Source organism: uncultured Jannaschia sp. (assembly GCF_947494055.1).
Lineage (GTDB): Bacteria > Pseudomonadota > Alphaproteobacteria > Rhodobacterales > Rhodobacteraceae > Jannaschia.
Map to the genome: position 1 here is coordinate 52283 of NZ_CANLTR010000017.1, position 16863 is coordinate 69145.

The 16863-nt window shown below is 65.6% G+C and carries 11 protein-coding genes, 4 pseudogenes, 1 riboswitch and 1 other annotated feature; of the genes and pseudogenes, 6 read left to right on the forward strand and 9 right to left on the reverse strand.

Going from position 1 to position 16863, the window contains the following annotated elements:
• Window positions 1-3 precede the first annotated feature (3 nt).
• A complete protein-coding gene (locus Q1A87_RS14090; RefSeq protein ID WP_299652417.1) occupies window positions 4-1071 on the reverse strand; it encodes a putative urea ABC transporter substrate-binding protein in 1068 nt (355 codons plus the stop codon).
• Window positions 1072-1165: 94 nt separating this feature from the next.
• Window positions 1166-1272, reverse strand: a riboswitch (guanidine-I (ykkC/yxkD leader).
• A gap of 267 nt (window positions 1273-1539) precedes the next feature.
• Between Q1A87_RS14090 and Q1A87_RS14095 the strand changes: the two genes are divergently transcribed.
• From Q1A87_RS14095 to Q1A87_RS14105, 3 genes are all read left to right on the forward strand, one after another.
• On the forward strand, window positions 1540-2832 hold the full coding sequence (locus Q1A87_RS14095) for a sorbosone dehydrogenase family protein (protein WP_299652419.1): 1293 nt from the start codon (window positions 1540-1542) through the stop codon (window positions 2830-2832).
• A 65-nt stretch (window positions 2833-2897) separates the two neighbouring features.
• On the forward strand, window positions 2898-4697 hold the full coding sequence (locus tag Q1A87_RS14100) for a DEAD/DEAH box helicase (protein ID WP_299652444.1): 1800 nt from the start codon (window positions 2898-2900) through the stop codon (window positions 4695-4697).
• A gap of 585 nt (window positions 4698-5282) precedes the next feature.
• Complete coding sequence (locus Q1A87_RS14105) at window positions 5283-6041, forward strand: DUF2243 domain-containing protein (RefSeq protein ID WP_299652421.1); 759 nt, start codon at window positions 5283-5285, stop codon at window positions 6039-6041.
• 135 nt (window positions 6042-6176) lie between these two features.
• Here the strand turns inward: Q1A87_RS14105 and Q1A87_RS14110 are convergent, their stop codons facing one another.
• The 5 genes and pseudogenes from Q1A87_RS14110 to Q1A87_RS14130 form a co-directional block, all read right to left on the reverse strand.
• Window positions 6177-6575 carry a response regulator gene (locus tag Q1A87_RS14110; protein WP_299652423.1) on the reverse strand — a complete coding sequence of 133 codons (399 nt, stop codon included), beginning with the start codon at window positions 6573-6575 and terminating at the stop codon, window positions 6177-6179.
• Window positions 6576-6725: 150 nt separating this feature from the next.
• Window positions 6726-7760, reverse strand: a complete 1035-nt coding sequence (locus Q1A87_RS14115) for a PAS domain-containing protein (RefSeq protein WP_299652425.1) — start codon at window positions 7758-7760, stop codon at window positions 6726-6728.
• A gap of 637 nt (window positions 7761-8397) precedes the next feature.
• A pseudogene (locus tag Q1A87_RS14120) lies at window positions 8398-8747 on the reverse strand (transposase); the annotation flags it as partial.
• Between the two features lie 180 nt (window positions 8748-8927).
• The gene (locus Q1A87_RS14125; RefSeq protein WP_299652427.1) at window positions 8928-9347 is read right to left on the reverse strand and encodes a hypothetical protein; all 420 of its coding nucleotides are present in this window, start codon (window positions 9345-9347) and stop codon (window positions 8928-8930) included.
• Between the two features lie 7 nt (window positions 9348-9354).
• On the reverse strand, window positions 9355-10425 hold the full coding sequence (locus Q1A87_RS14130; RefSeq protein WP_299652429.1) for a PAS domain-containing protein: 1071 nt from the start codon (window positions 10423-10425) through the stop codon (window positions 9355-9357).
• 155 nt (window positions 10426-10580) lie between these two features.
• Here Q1A87_RS14130 and Q1A87_RS14135 point away from each other — a divergent pair, with 155 nt between their 5' ends.
• Window positions 10581-11033 carry a hypothetical protein gene (locus Q1A87_RS14135; protein ID WP_299652431.1) on the forward strand — a complete coding sequence of 151 codons (453 nt, stop codon included), beginning with the start codon at window positions 10581-10583 and terminating at the stop codon, window positions 11031-11033.
• 525 nt (window positions 11034-11558) lie between these two features.
• On the opposite strand, the pseudogene Q1A87_RS14140 reads toward Q1A87_RS14135, so the two are convergent.
• A pseudogene (locus Q1A87_RS14140) lies at window positions 11559-12870 on the reverse strand (IS3 family transposase).
• Window positions 12431-12547, reverse strand: a sequence feature (AL1L pseudoknot). It overlaps the preceding pseudogene by 117 nt.
• A 651-nt stretch (window positions 12871-13521) precedes the next feature.
• Complete coding sequence (locus Q1A87_RS14145) at window positions 13522-14622, reverse strand: aldo/keto reductase (protein ID WP_299652433.1); 1101 nt, start codon at window positions 14620-14622, stop codon at window positions 13522-13524.
• A 114-nt stretch (window positions 14623-14736) separates the two neighbouring features.
• Between Q1A87_RS14145 and Q1A87_RS14150 the strand changes: the two genes are divergently transcribed.
• Entirely contained in the window at window positions 14737-15624 is an 888-nt protein-coding gene (locus Q1A87_RS14150) for a LysR family transcriptional regulator (protein WP_299652435.1), read from the forward strand.
• A 185-nt stretch (window positions 15625-15809) separates the two neighbouring features.
• Here the strand turns inward: Q1A87_RS14150 and Q1A87_RS14155 are convergent.
• A pseudogene (locus tag Q1A87_RS14155) lies at window positions 15810-15982 on the reverse strand (integrase core domain-containing protein); the annotation flags it as partial.
• A gap of 39 nt (window positions 15983-16021) precedes the next feature.
• Between Q1A87_RS14155 and Q1A87_RS14160 the strand changes: the two are divergent.
• Window positions 16022-16529 (forward strand): annotated as a pseudogene (locus Q1A87_RS14160) (transposase); the annotation flags it as partial.
• Between the last annotated feature and the right edge of the window lie 334 nt (window positions 16530-16863).

The following is a 16863-nucleotide window of genomic DNA, read 5'->3' on the forward strand; positions in this document are numbered from 1 at the left end:
GACCTAGAGCGCGCCGTCGGCGGCCATTTGCATGTAGGTCGGATCGAAGCGGAACATGACGTTCCCCTCGTCGCCGGTGACGGTGCCGCCGGGATATTCGATGCCGACAAAATCGGCCGAAGGCGCGTCGACGCCGAGGATGCCCTTGTCGAACAGGAACTCGGCCACGTTCACCATCGTCTCGGGCAGATCGGCGCTCTCGGCCTGTGCGACCGCGGCGGCGGGGTCGTAGAACATCTCCGTCGCCTCGAGCTGGGCCCTGTAGCCTTCGAGGTCGGTGCCCGACGCCTCGGCCATCGCCGTCAGCGCCGCCTCGTCGCCCTCGGCCATCAGGCCCATCACCTCGTACCACGCGCCGACCCGCGCCCGGCCGAAATCGGGATTGTCCGCGAGCGTCTGCGTGTTGACCACCATCAGGGCGAGGATCTCGCCCGGGATCGCCGCGCTGTCGAACAGGTTGGTGGCGTCAGGGTACGTGGCCAGGATCTCGGAGACGAGCGGGTTCCAGGTGACGATTGTGCCGACGTCCTCGGTCGCGAAGGCGGCGATCATGTCGGCATCCGAGGTGTTGACCACGCCGTCGAGGTCACGCTCCGCGAGGCCCGCGCTGTCGAGCGCGCGCGCCAGAAGGTAATGCGACACCGACAGTTCCACGAGGTTGACGGAGGTGCCGGCGAGGTCCGCGAGCGAGGCGGCGCCCTTGGAGATCACCGCGTCGTTGCCATCGGAATAATCCCCGATGATGAGCGCGGTCGTGTCCACGCCGCCGCCCGCGGGGATCGACAGCGTGTCCATGTTGGTGGCCGAGACGCCGTCGAAGGCGCCGGCCGTGTACTGGTTGATGGATTCGACGTAGTCGTTGAACTGCACGATCTCGACGTCGATGCCGTATTTCTCCGACCATTTGTCCATGATCCCCGACTCGTCGAGATAGCCCCAGGGCATCCAGCCGACATAGATCGACCACGCGACCCGGAAGTCGGTCTTCTCCTGCGCGGCGGCGGGGGCGGCGCCCGTGGCCAGCAGGGCCATCGCGGCGGCTGTCGTGAACCGGAACAGGGCTTTGGTCATGGTGCTTCCCCCAACGTCCCGCCGGACTCGGATTGATCAGGAGCGACCCGCTGGCGGAACGAGGACAAGGGCGCGGGGCGAACCTGCGCAGTGTGCCTCCCGGGATTTTGGCCCGCCGTGTGCCCGTGCGGATTTTGCCGCGCGGGTGGCATTTCTCGGACCAGACCCGCGACACGCGGCGGAACCCTAAACGCCCTGCCATGCCAGAAGGGCTCGGGGGCACGCCGCTCGCAATCCCCGCCGGTGCCGCGCGGCGCGCCTCGCCCGCGACTGCCGCTTATCTGGACGCCGGGCGAACCCGCTGCGGAAGAAACGGGCGGTTCCGGAAGGGCGCGGCCGGGAAACGGCACGTCAGACGCGGGTTCGGGCCCGGAACTCCGTTCGACATCCGCCGCCCGATCGTGCACGGACGGGCACGGTCCCGTCCCGCGGGGCCGGTGGATCTGAGGACGGCCGCAGGAGGCGATGATGGATATTCTGGCACGGACGACGGCGCTGGTCGGCGGCACGATGGTCGCGCTGCGCCGTTTCGGTGCGCCGGGCACGCAGGCCGTGGGCGCGACGCCGGCGATCCCGGAGGCGAAGTCGCAGGGGATCATGACGCTGAAGATGCCGCTCGCGAAGGGCTGGGAGCCGGGCCACGTGCCGACGGCGGCGCCCGGGCTGTCGGTCAACGCCTTCGCCTCCGGGCTCGAGCATCCGCGCTGGATCGAGGTGCTGCCGAACGGCGACGTGCTCGTGGCCGAGTCCAAGGAACAGCCGGGCAAGGCGAAGACGCTGTTCGACCGCGCGGCGCAGGCGACGATGCGGCGCGCCCGCGCCATCGGCGACAGCGCCAACCGCATCACGCTCTGGCGCGACGCGGACGGCGACGGGGTGGCGGAGATGCGGGAGGTCTTCGTCGAGGACCAGAACCAGCCCTTCGGCATGGCCCTCGTCGACGGCACCTTCTACGTCGGCAACACCGACGGCATCGTGGCCTTCCCCTATACGGACGGGGCGACGCGGCTGGAGGGGCCGGGCCGCAAGCTCGTGGACTTCAAGCCGCACGGCCACTGGACGCGCAGCCTGATCGTCTCGCCCGACGGCACGAAGCTCCATGCCGGCGTGGGCTCGCTCACCAACATCGCCGATCAGGGGATGGAGGCGGAGGAGGGGCGCGCGGCGATCTGGGAGCTCGACCTCGCGACCGAGAAGGCGCGTATCTTCGCCTCCGGCCTGCGCAACCCGGTCGGCATGGCGTGGGAGCCGTCGACGTCCACGCTCTGGACCGTCGTGAACGAGCGCGACGGGCTGGGCGACGAGACGCCGCCCGACTACCTGACCTCGGTCGAGGACGGCGGCTTCTACGGCTGGCCCTATGCCTACTGGGACCGGATCGTCGACGATCGCGTGCCGCAGGACGCCGCCCGCGTCGCCGCCGCGATCACGCCGGATTACGCGCTCGGCGGGCATACCGCGTCGCTGGGCCTCTGCTGGATGCCGGCGGGAACGCTGCCGGGCTTCCCGGACGGCATGGTGATCGGGCAGCACGGTTCCTGGAACCGGTCGATCCTGAGCGGCTACAGGCTGATCTTCGTGCCCTTCGCGAACGGCCGGCCGGCGGGACAACCGCGCGACATCCTGTCGGGGTTCCTGTCGGACGACGAGAAGATCGCCTATGGTCGCCCCGTCGGCGTGACGATCGGCCCGGACCGCAAGTCGCTCCTGATGGCCGACGATGTCGGGGACGTGATCTGGCGCGTGACGGGCGCGGCCTGATCGGGGGTTGCGGAGCGGCGCCCGCAGTCCGAAGCGTCGCGGTGCAACAACAGATCGGTTATCCAGTGATCCAGACCCTGTCCGATGCGCTCTCCGAGCGCGGCTACGATACCCTGACCCCGGTGCAGGAGGCCGTCGTCGACCCCGCGCTCGAGGGGGCCGACCTGCTCGTCTCCGCGCAGACCGGCTCGGGCAAGACCGTCGGCTTCGGCCTCGCGATCGGGCCGACGCTGATGGGGCAGGGGGGGTCGCTCGGCCCGGCCGCGGCGCCGCTCGCCCTCGTCGTCGCGCCGACGCGGGAGCTGGCCTTCCAGGTCGCGCGCGAGCTCGGCTGGCTCTACGCGAAGGCCGGGGCGCGGGTGGCGACCTGCGTCGGCGGGATGGACATGCGCGACGAGCGCAGGGCGCTGGACCGTGGCGCGCATATCGTGGTCGGCACGCCCGGCCGGCTGCGCGACCATATCGGGCGCGGCTCGCTCGAGATGGGTGACCTGCGCGCCGTCGTGCTCGACGAGGCGGACGAGATGCTCGATCTCGGCTTCCGCGAGGATCTCGAGTTCATGCTGGGCGCGGCGCCGGCGGACCGGCGCACGCTGATGTTCTCGGCCACGGTGCCGCCGGCGATCGAGGCGCTGGCCCGGCAATACCAGCGCGACGCCGTGCGCGTCAGTACCCAGACGGGGCGCAGCCAGCACGCCGACATCGCCTACCAGGCCCTCCGCGTCGCCGCGCAGGATGCCGAGACCGCGATCGTCAACGTCCTGCGCTACCACGACGCGCAGAACGCCATCGTCTTTGCCAATACCCGTGCGACGGTGAGCCGGCTGACCGCGCGCTTCGCCAATCGCGGCTTCCAGGTCGTCGCCCTCTCCGGCGAGCTGAGCCAGACCGAGCGCACCCACGCGCTGCAGGCGATGCGCGACGGACGCGCGCGGGTCTGCGTGGCCACCGACGTCGCGGCGCGCGGCATCGACCTTCCGGACCTCGAGCTCGTCATCCACGCCGAGTTGCCGTCGAGCCCCGACAGCCTGCTGCACCGTTCGGGGCGGACCGGGCGGGCGGGGCGCAAGGGGATCTCGGCCTTGATCGTGCCGCCCAAGGCCGCGAAGAAGGCCGAGCGCATTCTGAAGGCGGCCCGCGTCTCCGCCGAGTGGAGCGTGGCGCCGTCGGCCGAGGAGATCCTGCGTCGCGACGAGGAACGGCTGCTGGCCGATCCGGTCTGGACCGAGCCGGTTTCCGAGGTGGACGCGACGTTCGCGGCCCGGCTCCTCGAACTCCACGCGCCCCGGACCATCGCTGCCGCCTATCTGCGCCTTTATCGTTCCGGTCGGTCGGCGCCCGAGGATCTCGCCGCGCCGGATGCGCGTCCGGCCGCCGTGACGCGTCCGCCGTTCGGACCGAGCGCCTGGGTCGCGCTGTCGGTCGGCCGCGACGACCGGGCCGAGCCGCGCTGGCTGCTGCCGCTGCTCTGCCGGGCAGGCGGGCTCGACCGGGAGGCGATCGGCGCGATCCGCGTGCAGGACACGGAGACTTTCGTCGAGCTGGCCGAAGCGCGGCTGTCGGGCTTCATGGCGGCCCTCGGGGACGGCGGCACGCTGGAGGACGGCATCCGGGTCCGGCCGATCGCCGCGCCTGCCGCCGCGCCGTCCCCCGGGAAGCGGCGAGCGGCGGCCCCGGGATCCGGAGCGAAAGCGCGCGGACGGCCGCCCGAGGGCCGTGAGGGTGCACCCGCCCGGCCGCGGAAGGCCCCGTCGGACGGGCCCGGCCCGAAGGGCGCCGCACCGCGGCCCGGGAAGGGCGGCGCGCCGCGGACGGGGAAGGGCGGGAAGGGCAAGCCGCGCGCTCGCCCGGCATCGAAATCCTGATGCCGGCAGTCGCGGCCGTGGGGACGGACGGCGCCGTCACGTCGGTCCGCTGACTCGTGTCTCAAAGCGATTGGCGAACCGGGTGCTGCGTCGCTGTCCTTAGCTTTGTCTCCGGGGTAATCCGCTCGGAGATGGAGAGGAGACCAAGAACCTCCTGCGGGAAACCCGCGATATCGCCGATCAACGATGCGTTGAGGCCACCCAGTCCTCGACGCCGCTTCGCTTCTGGGTAAAGCAAACTCGGGCACCTGAACTTCTCCGTCGCACGGTCGCGCGATTCAGAAGTCCCCTGCAGGTCGCGGTGATGGCCCTGAATGTGTCGCTGCGAACGTGGCGCGTCCGGTGGGAGCCTCACCGTCGGAGAGAACGCGCCCGGTCTTTTGCCAGAACCAGGCATGTCGCGCGACCAGGGCGGCCGAGACTCGGCCTGCAATACGCGCATTCGGACCTTGCCTACCGCAAGGCCTTTGCATTTTCACGCGGGGCATCGGTAACTGGCACCCAAAGGCTTGCGTGTCCGCCCCTGCCTAATCGCGGAACCCAGGCCGGTCGCCTCACCCTTTCGGGGCATTGCCGGAGAATGTCATGCGCCCATTCCAGCCGATCGTCTCCGCCTTCCTGCTGGGTTTCGGGCTCGGCGGGTTTCTCGATGGAATCCTGTTGCACCAAATCCTTCAGTGGCACCATTTGCTCAGTCTCGTGCCCGGCGTGGACGATTTGCGGGCGCAGGTGCTGTGGGACGGCGTCTTCCACGTTTTCATGTATGTCGTCGTGGCGGGCGGGCTTTGGGGGCTCTGGCGCGCCTATCGCAGCGGCACCGAAATAGGGGAGCCGACGCTCTACGGCGCGCTGCTGATGGGCGCCGGCTCGTGGCACATCGTCGATGGCGTGCTGTCGCATTGGGTGCTTGGAATCCACCGGATCAAGATCGACGCGGCTCAGCCTCTGCTATGGGACCTCGGCTGGTTCGCGATCTTCGGATTTCTGCCGGTTCTGGTCGGATGGAGGATATGGCGGGGCGGCGGCCCGGGCACAGGGCGTCGGCGGCAGCGGGCCGTGCTGATTGCGCTGAGCGTGCTCGGGTTCGGCGCGGGCCTCTGGTCCATGCAGCCGCCTCCTGACCAGCCTTTCACCACAATCGTCTTCCGCCCCGGCCAAGGCGGCGAAGATGTCTTGGCCGCGCTCACGGCCGTCGATGCCAGTCTGGTTTGGGCGGACGGGGCGATGGGCGTGGTGGTCGTCGACATTGCTCCCGCTCGTCGATGGACTCTTTACCGGCATGGCGCAATCTTCGTCAGCGGCTCGGCTACGCCGGCGGGATGCTTCGGATGGAGCTCTGCCTGAGCCTACGGCATCGGGATTTCGAACAGCGCATCAGGACGGAGAACACGGGATTGCCCGCGAGGATGCCGTTCGGGATATGCCTCTCGAACGCTGCCACGCCGATCGCTTCCGCAATGCGCAATTTCCGCGACCGCTTCAGGACGAACCGGCTTCCGCGACATCCAGGACATCGACAGCTTGCGACTGGATCGCCGCCAGGATGGCCGCCCCGTGCGCGGGCTTCGTCAGGATCACGGCATCCGCGAACGTCCGGAGTTCGCGCAGCGTGTCGCCGTAGCCGGTATGGAAGACGATCGGTACGCCCGCCTGCTCGAGCCGACGGGCGAGAGGATAGACCTCGCCGTCGTCGAGGCACACGTCGAGTACGGCATGATCGAAGGTATCGACGTCGAGTTTCCGCCCCTGCTCGAGGCTTGCGATCGTGAGGACCTCGGCGCCCTGCTTGCCGAGAAACCGAGCGAGGAACAACGCGACCAGCGTCTCGTCCTCTGCCAGCAGGACGCGCTTTCCCTCCAGCGGTCGAAGCGAAACCATCAATCAACACCTCCAGACCGACTGTCGACACCATGAGAGTTGAGGAAAAAATGAAGTAAGGACGGTTAACGGAGTGTTAATGGAATCAGGGCTTTGCCCCAATCGTTCGGGGTTCTCCCTGCAACGTCGAGAGCATGTGCGGGGCACGTCTTACAGAGCATCAGGACTGAAGCTCGTTTCCGCATCGAACTCGAAGATGAAGGAGAAGCCTGTGGCCGTCGCCTCGTTCTGCACGAGCGTGGCGTTCATCTTCGCCAGACAATGCTCGAGGATGAACCCATCGAGCGCGCCTTCGTTCAACGCTGCCTGGTCCTCGGATCGCTCTCGTGGCCTGTCCAGCCGCTCGATCCACTGTACATAGGCGCGGCCGGATTCCAGCGATGCGACGATCACCTCCAGCGTGCCGTCCGCCTCTCCCAGGATCGAATTCTTGGCGGCATTCGTCGCCAATTCGTAGAGGATCATCGTCAGCGGCGTGATGTCCTGCGGTTTGACGGCCATGGTCCGGCCGATCTCGATCTCGATCCTGGGATCGTCGGCGTCCTGCGTCAGGTCATGCAGGACCTTTCGAACGACGGTTTCCAGACCGATATGCTGGCTGGCTGTCGGTTGGTGAAGGAAGACATCCGCCACCAGGAGATTGGCGGTGGAGAGGGCGTGGATCTGCGCGCTCAACGTATCCACGAAGTCCGAAACGTCCGAATAGGTCTCGCCGCCCAGATAGAGCATCGCCTTCATCAGGGCGAACGAGTTGTTCACGCGGTGGTTCATCTCGCGGACGAGATGGCTCACCCGCTCCTCCTGTTCCTTGGATCGCGTCATGTCCCAGTTGACCCCGACCATTCTCAGCGGCGCCCCGTCGTTCCCGCGCTCGATGACCCGGCCCCGACCGCCGATCCAGATCGTCGAGCCATCGGCCCGGTCGACCCGGAACGTGGCGTCGTAATCCTCGTCGAGATCGTGGGTTCGCTGGATGACCTGTCGCAGGCCCACGAGATCCTCGGGATGGATGAGCTTGAAGACGTCCTCGCTCGCGAGCGGCGTCTCCACCTGAAAGAGTCGGCAGAACATGGGATCGCCGATGACGGTGTCGGTCGGGATATGCCATGCGAACACGGCCATCTGTCCGGCTTCGAGCGCAAGCGCCGCGCATTCGCGAATCTCCACGGATCCGAAGTCGCGCAACTGTCCGATCGCTTCCGCGATGCGCAATTTCTGCGACCGCCTCACAGCCTAGCTGTTTCCGACGCATCCAAGACGTCGAAGGCCTGCGACTGGACCGCCTTCAGGATGGTTCTTTCATGCGCAGGTCGCGGCAAGGTTACGATGTCCGTGAACGTGCGGAGTTCACGAGGCGTGTCGCCGTAGCCGGAATGGAAGACGATCGGCACGACCGCCTGCCGACGATTTCGTGCGAAAGGACAAACCTCTCCGTCGTCAGGGCACACGTAGAGAACGGCACGATCGAAGGTAGCGACGTCGGATTGTAGCCCGGCCTCAAGGCTCGCGACTGTCACGATCTCGGCGCCCTTCGGACCGAGAAATTGCGTAGGGAACAACGCAGCCAGCGCCTGTCCTCTGCCAACAGGATGCGCTTTCCATGCAGAAGTCGAAGCGAAACCATCAAGCTAGGCCTTAAAAGTGACGATCAACAACCTACTATTAACGAAAAGTTAAAGGGGGACGGTTAACAGATTATTAATGTTGGGACCGGTGGAAGTCTTTAGGGCCCTGACTTTTTGATGGTCAAAGCCAGAAGATGACGGAAGCGGCCAAGGCGAGCGCGGACAGGAAGGTCATATCGCGAGACTTCCGGTCGTGGATGCAACTCGGCATACACGCCGCCCTTCGTCCGGACGATCAGACGCCCACGCCCCCTTTTTCAAACGTCGGCGCGTGTCCGTGCGATGGGTCTAGAAGTAGGTCGCATCGATCATCGCCGTCTTCATCTCGGACTCCTCGGCGACCAGCCGAATCAGGATCCGGGCGAACGCACCCTTCTTGCTCCAACGCTTCCAGTTGTCCTCAAGCGTCTTGTGCGGACCTTAACTACGGGGCGCGTCGCACCAGCGCAACCCGTTGCAGTTGATGAAGACCGTATCCAACAGCACCCGGCGGTCAACAACACGGGGCTGCCATCTTACTTCGGGAAGGAGGCTCAAGACGCGCCATCGGCGCGTCCTACAGCCAGAAAGGTTGCTTATGTAGCAACTCGCTTTTCGAGCGGTGAATCAGGAAGCTGAGGCTTGATCAACGGGTCCCGACCCCAGACTCAGTCCTAACCGGCAAGCATTCGGGATCAGGCTAATGGACACGCCCCGCGATCGTCAGCGCGTCCGTTTCTCTGTTGCCCTAGCCTGGGACGTCGAAGAGTTCAGCGACGCCTGTGACGATCGTGCGGTCGCTTGCGGGTTTCTGGATCAAGGGAGCCTTGAGGCTGCTCACGAGTTCACCGGCTTCCGCCAGATCACCGGAATACAGGCAGAAGGGAATGTGTCGGTTGCGACACCCCTCGGCCACCGCACGGCATGTCTCGCCTTGCCCCATATTGACGTCGAGGATTGCCGCGTCGATCCCGCCTTCCGCAAGGCCAACCAGCGCCTTTGCGACGGTCCGCGCCCGTCGCACTGTCGCCCCGCCCCGCTGTAATGCGCGCGAGACGTTCAGCAGGATGATCGGTTCGTCTTCGAGAACGAGGACGTTTCGGCCATGCAACGACATCGACCCGTCCGATGCAGTCGTATTCTGCAGAGATGTCTGTTCCATTGCCATCCGGTTTCTAGTTCATCGGCAGACGAATGACGGCGCGAAGGCCATCCGGACGCCAGTCCCGTTCGATCTCGCCTTCGCTCGCGTCGAGGATCGTCTCGATGATGCTGGTTCCGGACCCCGTGTGCTCCGGCCGGGTAATTGGTAATTCACAATCCTCGGACCAACATATCTTAAGAACGGACCCGTTGTCATCTTCTTCCAGTGAACATTCGACTGCGACCTTCCCGTCGGGCGACGAAAAGGCGCCGTACTTCACCGCGTTCGTCGACAATTCATGCAGCACGAGGCCGATCGACGCGGACTGGCTCACCGGGATCGCGCAATGCTTACCGACGACCTTGACCATTTCCTTCGGGCGGGTCGCGTAACCTTCGACGACCGAGCGGACAAGGGCCTGCACGTCGACCGCCTTTTCGGAAGAGTTTCGCAGCGTGATCTCGTAGGTCCGTCCGAGGGCGAAGATGCGCTCGTTGATGTCGTCGGCAACGGCGTCCGCGTCATGGCGTTCAGCCGTCATGCTCACCACGGCGGTGATGATCGAGAACATGTTCTTGACGCGATGCGAAAGCTCGCGCGCCAGCACCTTTGCGTGCTCCTCGTTCTCGCGTGCCGTGTGGATGTCGTTGACGTCCCACTGCGAACCGAAGAAATATTGCAGGGTTCCGTCTTCTCCATAAATCGGGCCGAGATGGAGGGCGTTCCAGAAGGCGTCACCATTCTTTCGGTAATTCAGCACCTCGAACACGACGACGGCCTCGTTCGCGAGGGCTTCGCGCATTTTCTCCACCGTGTACGGATCGGTTCCGGGTCCTTGCAGGAAACGGCAGTTCTGACCGAGGACTTCCTCCTCCTGATACCCGGTAAGTTCGAGAAAGGCCCGGTTGGCGAAGACGATCGGCATGTCTTCCTGGTGCGCGTCGGCCAGGATCACCGCCATTCGTGTTTGCGCCATGGCCTTGCTGAAGAGGAGCGCGGACGAGTCGCGAAAGACCGCGAGCGCGCCGTCGTCTTCGTATGCAGGCATCGTCGGTTCGTGGAAAGCCTGCCGATCGTTTGATGTCTTGGCGTCGTTCGCCATGGATAGCTTTGCCCTGGTGTCGTTTCAGCAATCGAGATCGCGTCTGCGCCATGATCGCCGGGTAGGCCAATTCGCTACGGGTTCAACCGGAAGGCGAGCGCGCGGTTCCAAGCCCCCCTTAAACCTTTCTTAGGCGTCGTCTGCAATCTTGGTCGATGCAAAAGGTTCGGATTTTCGACATGCTTTACAGATCCTCCTCGGCCGCTCGCCTCAACGCCCTGGATGGGCTCCGGGTCCTTCTTCTCGAGGACGATCCGCTCACGGCGTGGCACCTCGCGGCCAATCTCGGCAAGTGCGGCGCCGTTGCCTATACACCGCGCCGCAGCGCACTTAGCGCGGACAGCTTGTTCGAAGAGGCCGGGATGATCTCCAAGGTCGACGTCGCGATCCTCGACGCGGATCTGGGCACCCATACCAGCGAGACGTTTGCGCGGCGGCTGCACGCGTCGAATGTCCCGTTCCTGTTCTATACCGGCGATAAAAGCGCCGTCGCCGGCTTTTTGCGCGAGCATGATGTGCCGGTGGTCGAGAAGCCTGCCCACGTGGACACGATTGCCCGGACGACTCTCGGTCTTCTGGCGTCGCGTCGCATGTCTGCGGACGCCTGATAAACCGGACCTTGGTGTTTGCACGACTTATGGACTGCCCCCTGTTTCGACCGGACAGCCCGGTATGATCTTGGAAGGCCCAAGCCTATGCCTGAGGACATGCTTATGCCTGGCGACGATATCCGCCGTGTAGAGGTGATCACCGGCATTGCCGGACGACGCGACAGGCCGGCGCAAGAGAAGTCGCGCATCATCGGTGAGAGCCTGATGCTTGAGTAGTCCGTCTCCGCTGTGGCACGGCGCACCGGCGCGGCGTAGCGCCGAACCTGTTGTTCTTGTGGCGTCGGTGGAGGAATATCGGCCGAGGCTGTGTGAAAACTCGGCCGAAGTGTGTGGACGCAGGACGGCTTCCTCAGAAAGCCTGCGAAACGGTGCCTCGGTTCTGACTGCGTCACGATCTCCGTGCCGCAGCAGGAAGTTATTCCATCAACTTGCGTGAGAACCGAGTTTCCACACAGCCTCGGCCACAAGCGTAAAGAGCCCCTTTGAAGCGCTCCGGGTTTCCCGGAGGCTGGTTGGTTTGAGTTACGCGGCTCGCGGCTGCGTGTCGATCTGCGCGTAGTAGGCGGCTTCTGCCTCGGCCGGCGGGATGTGCCCGATCGGCGCAAGCAGGCGGCGGTTGTTGAACCAGTCGACCCATTCGAGGGTTGCGAACTCGACAGCCTCGAGCGAGCGCCACGGCCCGCGCGGGCGGATCACTTCAGTTTTGAACAGGCCGATCACCGTCTCGGCGAGCGCGTTATCGTAGCTGTCGCCGACCGATCCAACCGACGGCTCGATCCCCGCCTCGGCGAGGCGCTCGGTGTAGCGGATCGCAAGGTATTGCGAGCCACGGTCCGAATGCGCGACGAGACCGGCGCCTTTCGCGGGCCTGCGATCGTGGATGGCCTGTTCCAGCGCATCGAGCACGAAGCCCGCCGTCGCGCTGCCGCTGACGCGCCAGCCTACGATCCGCCGCGCGTAGGTGTCGATGACGAGGGCCACGTAGACGAAGCCCCGCCAGGTCGCCACGTAGGTGAAGTCGCTCACCCACAGCCGGTTGGGCGCGGGCGCCTGGAACTGCCGGTTCACCTTGTCGCGCGGGCATGGCTGCGCCGGGTCGGGGATCGTCGTTCTGATCCGCTTGCCGCGGACGACGCCTTGCAAGCCCATGATGTGCATCAGCCTCTCCACCGTGCAACGCGCGACGTCGAAGCCTTCCCGCAGCAGTTGGCGCCAGACCTTCCGGGCACCGTAGACGCCGAAGTTCTCGGCATGGACGCGCGCGATCTCGACCCGCAGCTCGGCGTCCCGCTTGGCGCGAGCGGGCAGTCGAGAAGGATCGTTCTTTTGCGCCCGGTGCGCGTGATACGTCCCCTCCCGGGACATCGCTACGCGATGCCCTGCCGGGCAATGGACGGGGCGATCGGCAACTGGCGGCAGATCGGCTCGACCCCGTAGACGTCGCGATGCGCGTCGATAAACGCGATCATCGCTTCAACGGGCGGTCGAGCTCCGCCGCCGCAAAATACGCCGACGCCTTGCGAAGGATCTCGTTCGTCGGGGGAAACGTCCACTGGACGTTTCCCTGATCCTCCTCACCCTGGCGCAGCTCGCGGACCTCGCGCTCCAGCGCCTTCATCCGCGCCGCCTCCTCGGCCCGCGCCTCCGCTCCAGGCACGGCTGCCTTCTCGGCCTCGCGCACCCACCGTCGCAGCGTCTCCAACGTGCAGCCGATCTTCGGCGCGATCGACTGGATCGCCGCCCACTGACTCCCGTGGCCGGCCGCATGATCGCCAACCATCCGAACCGCCCGTTCGCGCACCTCAGGCGCATATCTCACCGATGTCTTCCCCATGGCTCCGTCCTCTCACAGTAGGGAGCCTCCGGAAAACCCGGGGCGCTTCACTTGGGTGGTCCACAGGGACAGTGGCCCCCGCGGGACCGCGGCTGCTCGCAAGTCGAACACGATGGGCCGGACGTAGGACCGGTTCAATCAGCAGGAACAATTAATTAGGATTGAGCCTCCAAGGCGCCACGGATTCAAGACTGGCAAGAGGCGAGAAAGACCGTCATCGTCGGATTGATTGGGATGTCGTTCGGCGGGTAATCGCGGGTTCTTCACGCCCGCTCGCCCGTCTCATCTTCAAACCGGACCCAGCCGGCGATCGACGTCAAGCTCGGCTTGAACGTGCGAGACGGTTCCCGGGGCGTGCGGCCGGATTGGCCCGGATCGCTCTACAGATGCCGGATTTCCGGCAAACAGGCAGAGCGGTCACAAGCCATCAGGAACACCTTCAGCCTAACGTTCAAAGCGTCTGCAAGGGCGCGCTCTTAACCAAACCACAGCTCCCAATCCATTCAGCAGTTAACGTTGACGTTGCGAACGCGGCCCGAATGATCGGGCCTGATGGTGCTCTGTTATACCAAGGCACCACTCGATAGGCATGATCCGGCTCTAGATGTGTCGTTGCGTTCGGTTGCCTACATGAGCCATGGCGATCCTCGCTCATGCGACAGGCCATGGCGTCACGGATTGGCCGCCGAAGATGATCCCGCGCGGCAACTGGAAGATGTGGTAAGGGTTCAGAGCGGGCAGGGCGGTGATGAGGTCGAGGCGTTCGAGCTGCTCATCGCTTAACTGGACTTGGAGGGCCGCGATGTTTCCGGTCATCTGCTCAGGCCGGCTGGCACCCAGCAGGAGAGATCCGACACGCGGCCGGGACAGGACCCAGGCCAGCGCGATCTGGGCCATCGTGACATCGAGCGCGTCTGCGATCTCGCGAACGGTATCGACGATATCGAAGTTCCGCTCGGTGAACAGCATGCCGCCATAGGGGTTGTCGCCGCTCAGACGGTCGCGGCCCCCGGCGCCTTCTTCGGAAGGTCCGTCGGGCACCGAGACGGCACGATCGGCTTGCGCGAGCATCTCGCGCCCGTACTTCCCGGTCAGAAGGCCACCGGCTAGCGGGCTCCAGGGCATCAGCCCCAAGCTGAACTCCTCCGCCATGGACAGCAGGTCCAGTTCCACCCCGCGTTCGATCAGCGACCATGCGTATTGCAACCCGATCGGTCCGGGCAGCCCGTGGGCGGCGGCTAAGGTCGCCACTTTGGCCACGTACCAAGCAGGTGTATTGGAGAAGCCGTAGTAGAGGATGTCTCCCCGCGCGACGGCGTCCGCCAGTGTCCGCAGGACCTCTTCCGCGGGTGTCACACGGTCCCAGACATGGACCCAGTAGAGGTCGATCCGGTCCGTGCCCAACCGTTGCAGAGAGCCCTCGATGCCCAAGCGGATGTTGAAGGCGCCGTTGCCGCCATGCATCGGATGGCCCTGCGACCGAGAGAAGCCGGATTTCGTCGAGATGACGAGGCGATCGCGTAGCCCGCTCTCCGACAGGAGTTGCCCGACCATCCGCTCGCTCTCGCCGCCGCTATAGACGTCGGCCGTGTCGATCAGGTTGCCGCCGGCCTCGACATAGGTCTCGAAGATCGCACGGGCTTCGACGACGTCGCTGCCCCAGCGGCCGGCCCCGAAGGTCATCGTTCCAAGCGCCAGCGGGCTCACGATGAGCCCCGACCGCCCGAACGTCCTGTAATTCGTCATCTGCATCGCCCGTCTCCTTCGTTTCTGGCCCTGTCCAGGGCCGACGATCCGGAGGTAGCGGGACGGGCCGGAACGGATTAGGGGTTCCGGACGGAATGAGCCTGTGAGAAAAATTCAGGAATGGCCCGACAGCCGCTCAACGACCTCGCCGCCTTCGCCGCGGTGGCCCGCGTTCGCAGCTTCACCGCAGCGGCGGCGGAGCTCGGTGTCTCGCCCTCGGCGCTCAGTCACGCCATGCGGGGTCTCGAGGCGCGGCTCGGCGTTCGCTTGCTGGCGCGCTCCACCCGATCCGTCGCGCCGACCGATGCCGGTGACGCTCTGCTCGAACGGCTCCGTCCGGCGCTCGCGCAGATCGACGAGGGTGTGGCCGCCTTGTCGGACTGGCGTGACGCGCCCGCCGGGATCGTACGCCTGACGACGTTCCACTGGATCGCCTCGACGCTTCTGGTGGAGCGCCTGCCGGCGTTCCTGGCACGGCACCCGGACATCACCGTCGAGGTGAATGTGGACGATGGCCTCCGGGACATCGTCGCCGCGGGCTTCGATGCGGGCATCCGGCTCGGCGAGAGCGTCGCGAAGGATATGATCGCCGTCAGGGTCGGGCCACCTCTGCGAACGGTCGTCGTCGCGACCCCGGACTATTGGTTGGCCCACAGCCGGCCCGAACACCCGAGCGACCTGCGACGACATCGGTGCATCGGCTATCGTAACCTGTCGAGCGGAACGCTCATGCCCTGGGATTTCGAGAAGGAGGGCAAGGAGATCCGCCAGCAAGTGACCGGCCCGCTGGTCTGCAATTCAGCCGATCTGGCGTTGGCGGCAACGCGCGCAGGGCACGGCGTCGGCTGGCACATGGAGCGGGACGTGCGTGACGATGTCGAGGCCGGCCGGCTCGAACAGGGTCTCGACGATTGGTGTCAGCCCTACCCCGGAGCGTTCCTCTACCACCCAAGCCGCCGGCAGGTCCCGCCACCCCTGCGCGCGCTGATCAATTTTCTCAAAGTCTGATACAAAATCAACGCAAGCAGAGAACATGGAAGCCGTAATCGCCATTAGGACCCGACGACGCCGGCATCCGCATCCAGATCCGCGCCGTCGTCGTTAGTCGGGACAAAGGCCAGTTCGCGAGAGCTTGTGCATGTCGCTCCGCTACGGCGCAGTGGCCTGCTCCTACCTGATGGTCGGTTTCAATCCTAGTGTACGACGGGTCTTGGCGCCAAGCAGGATGCTTGGGGCGACGCTGATCCCGGTCCAGAAGACGGCCTATGAAAGCCTCCAAGGTCGGTGGCTGATAGCCTAGGAGCGAATGAGGACGCGCAGTATTATAGTGGACCCGCCACCTCTCGAGAAGTCCGGCGCCGGCCAGTCAAAGCTTGAGAGCTTGAGTAGGCTTGTCACGAACCCCGTTGTGCTGCGACGGCGGATGCGGCGGGACCGGGTGCTGACCTTCGCCGCGGGCTTGCCGGCCTGTGTGGTCGCCTTGGAGGCGTGTTGCGGCGCGCATCACATGGGCCGCGCTCTGGCAGGGATGGGTCACGAGGTGCGATTGATGTTGCCGGAGCATGTGCAATCCTACGTGAAGGCCCGAAAGAACGACGACCGCGATGAGGAGGCCATCGCCGAGGCGGCGACCCGGCCGACGATGCGCTTCGTGACGCTGAAGTCCGGGGATCAGCTCGACGTGCAGACGCTGCACAGGGTGCGTGACCGGCCGGTCGGCGACCGGACCTCGCTGACCGACCGGATCAGGGGCTTGCTTCTCGAGCGCGGCCAAGTCGTGGCGCAAGGACGTGCGCGCCTGCGGGCGCGGCTGGCCGATCTGCCCGATGGCGCTGAGGCGGCGTATGGTCTTTTCTATTGGCTGACATGCGTGCCCGGTGGAACGACGCGACCAGCGGATCGCGGCCTTGGACGGCACACGGCCAGGTGTCGGGCGTTCTCCCGCACGCCATGATCCTGTACCTTGAGCAGCGCTGTCTCTCGCGCTCAGCAGACGTCAGATAGTGCCCCGAGGGCGATGGCGACCCCGGCGCCGAATGCAACGGCGGCCTCCCGAAACCACCGCGATCCTTCGCCGGAGCCACACCTGCGTCCCGACCAGAAGCTTTGCGTGTCCGGCCCGCCGCGATCGCCTCCCAGAACCGGCAACGGCAATCTCGCTTCGCCACACCTGCCCGCCAGGAGATCGCAGCGGCACCTTCTTCGCGAAGCGTTGTAACGATCGGCTGAAACCGCGCAGTAATCTTC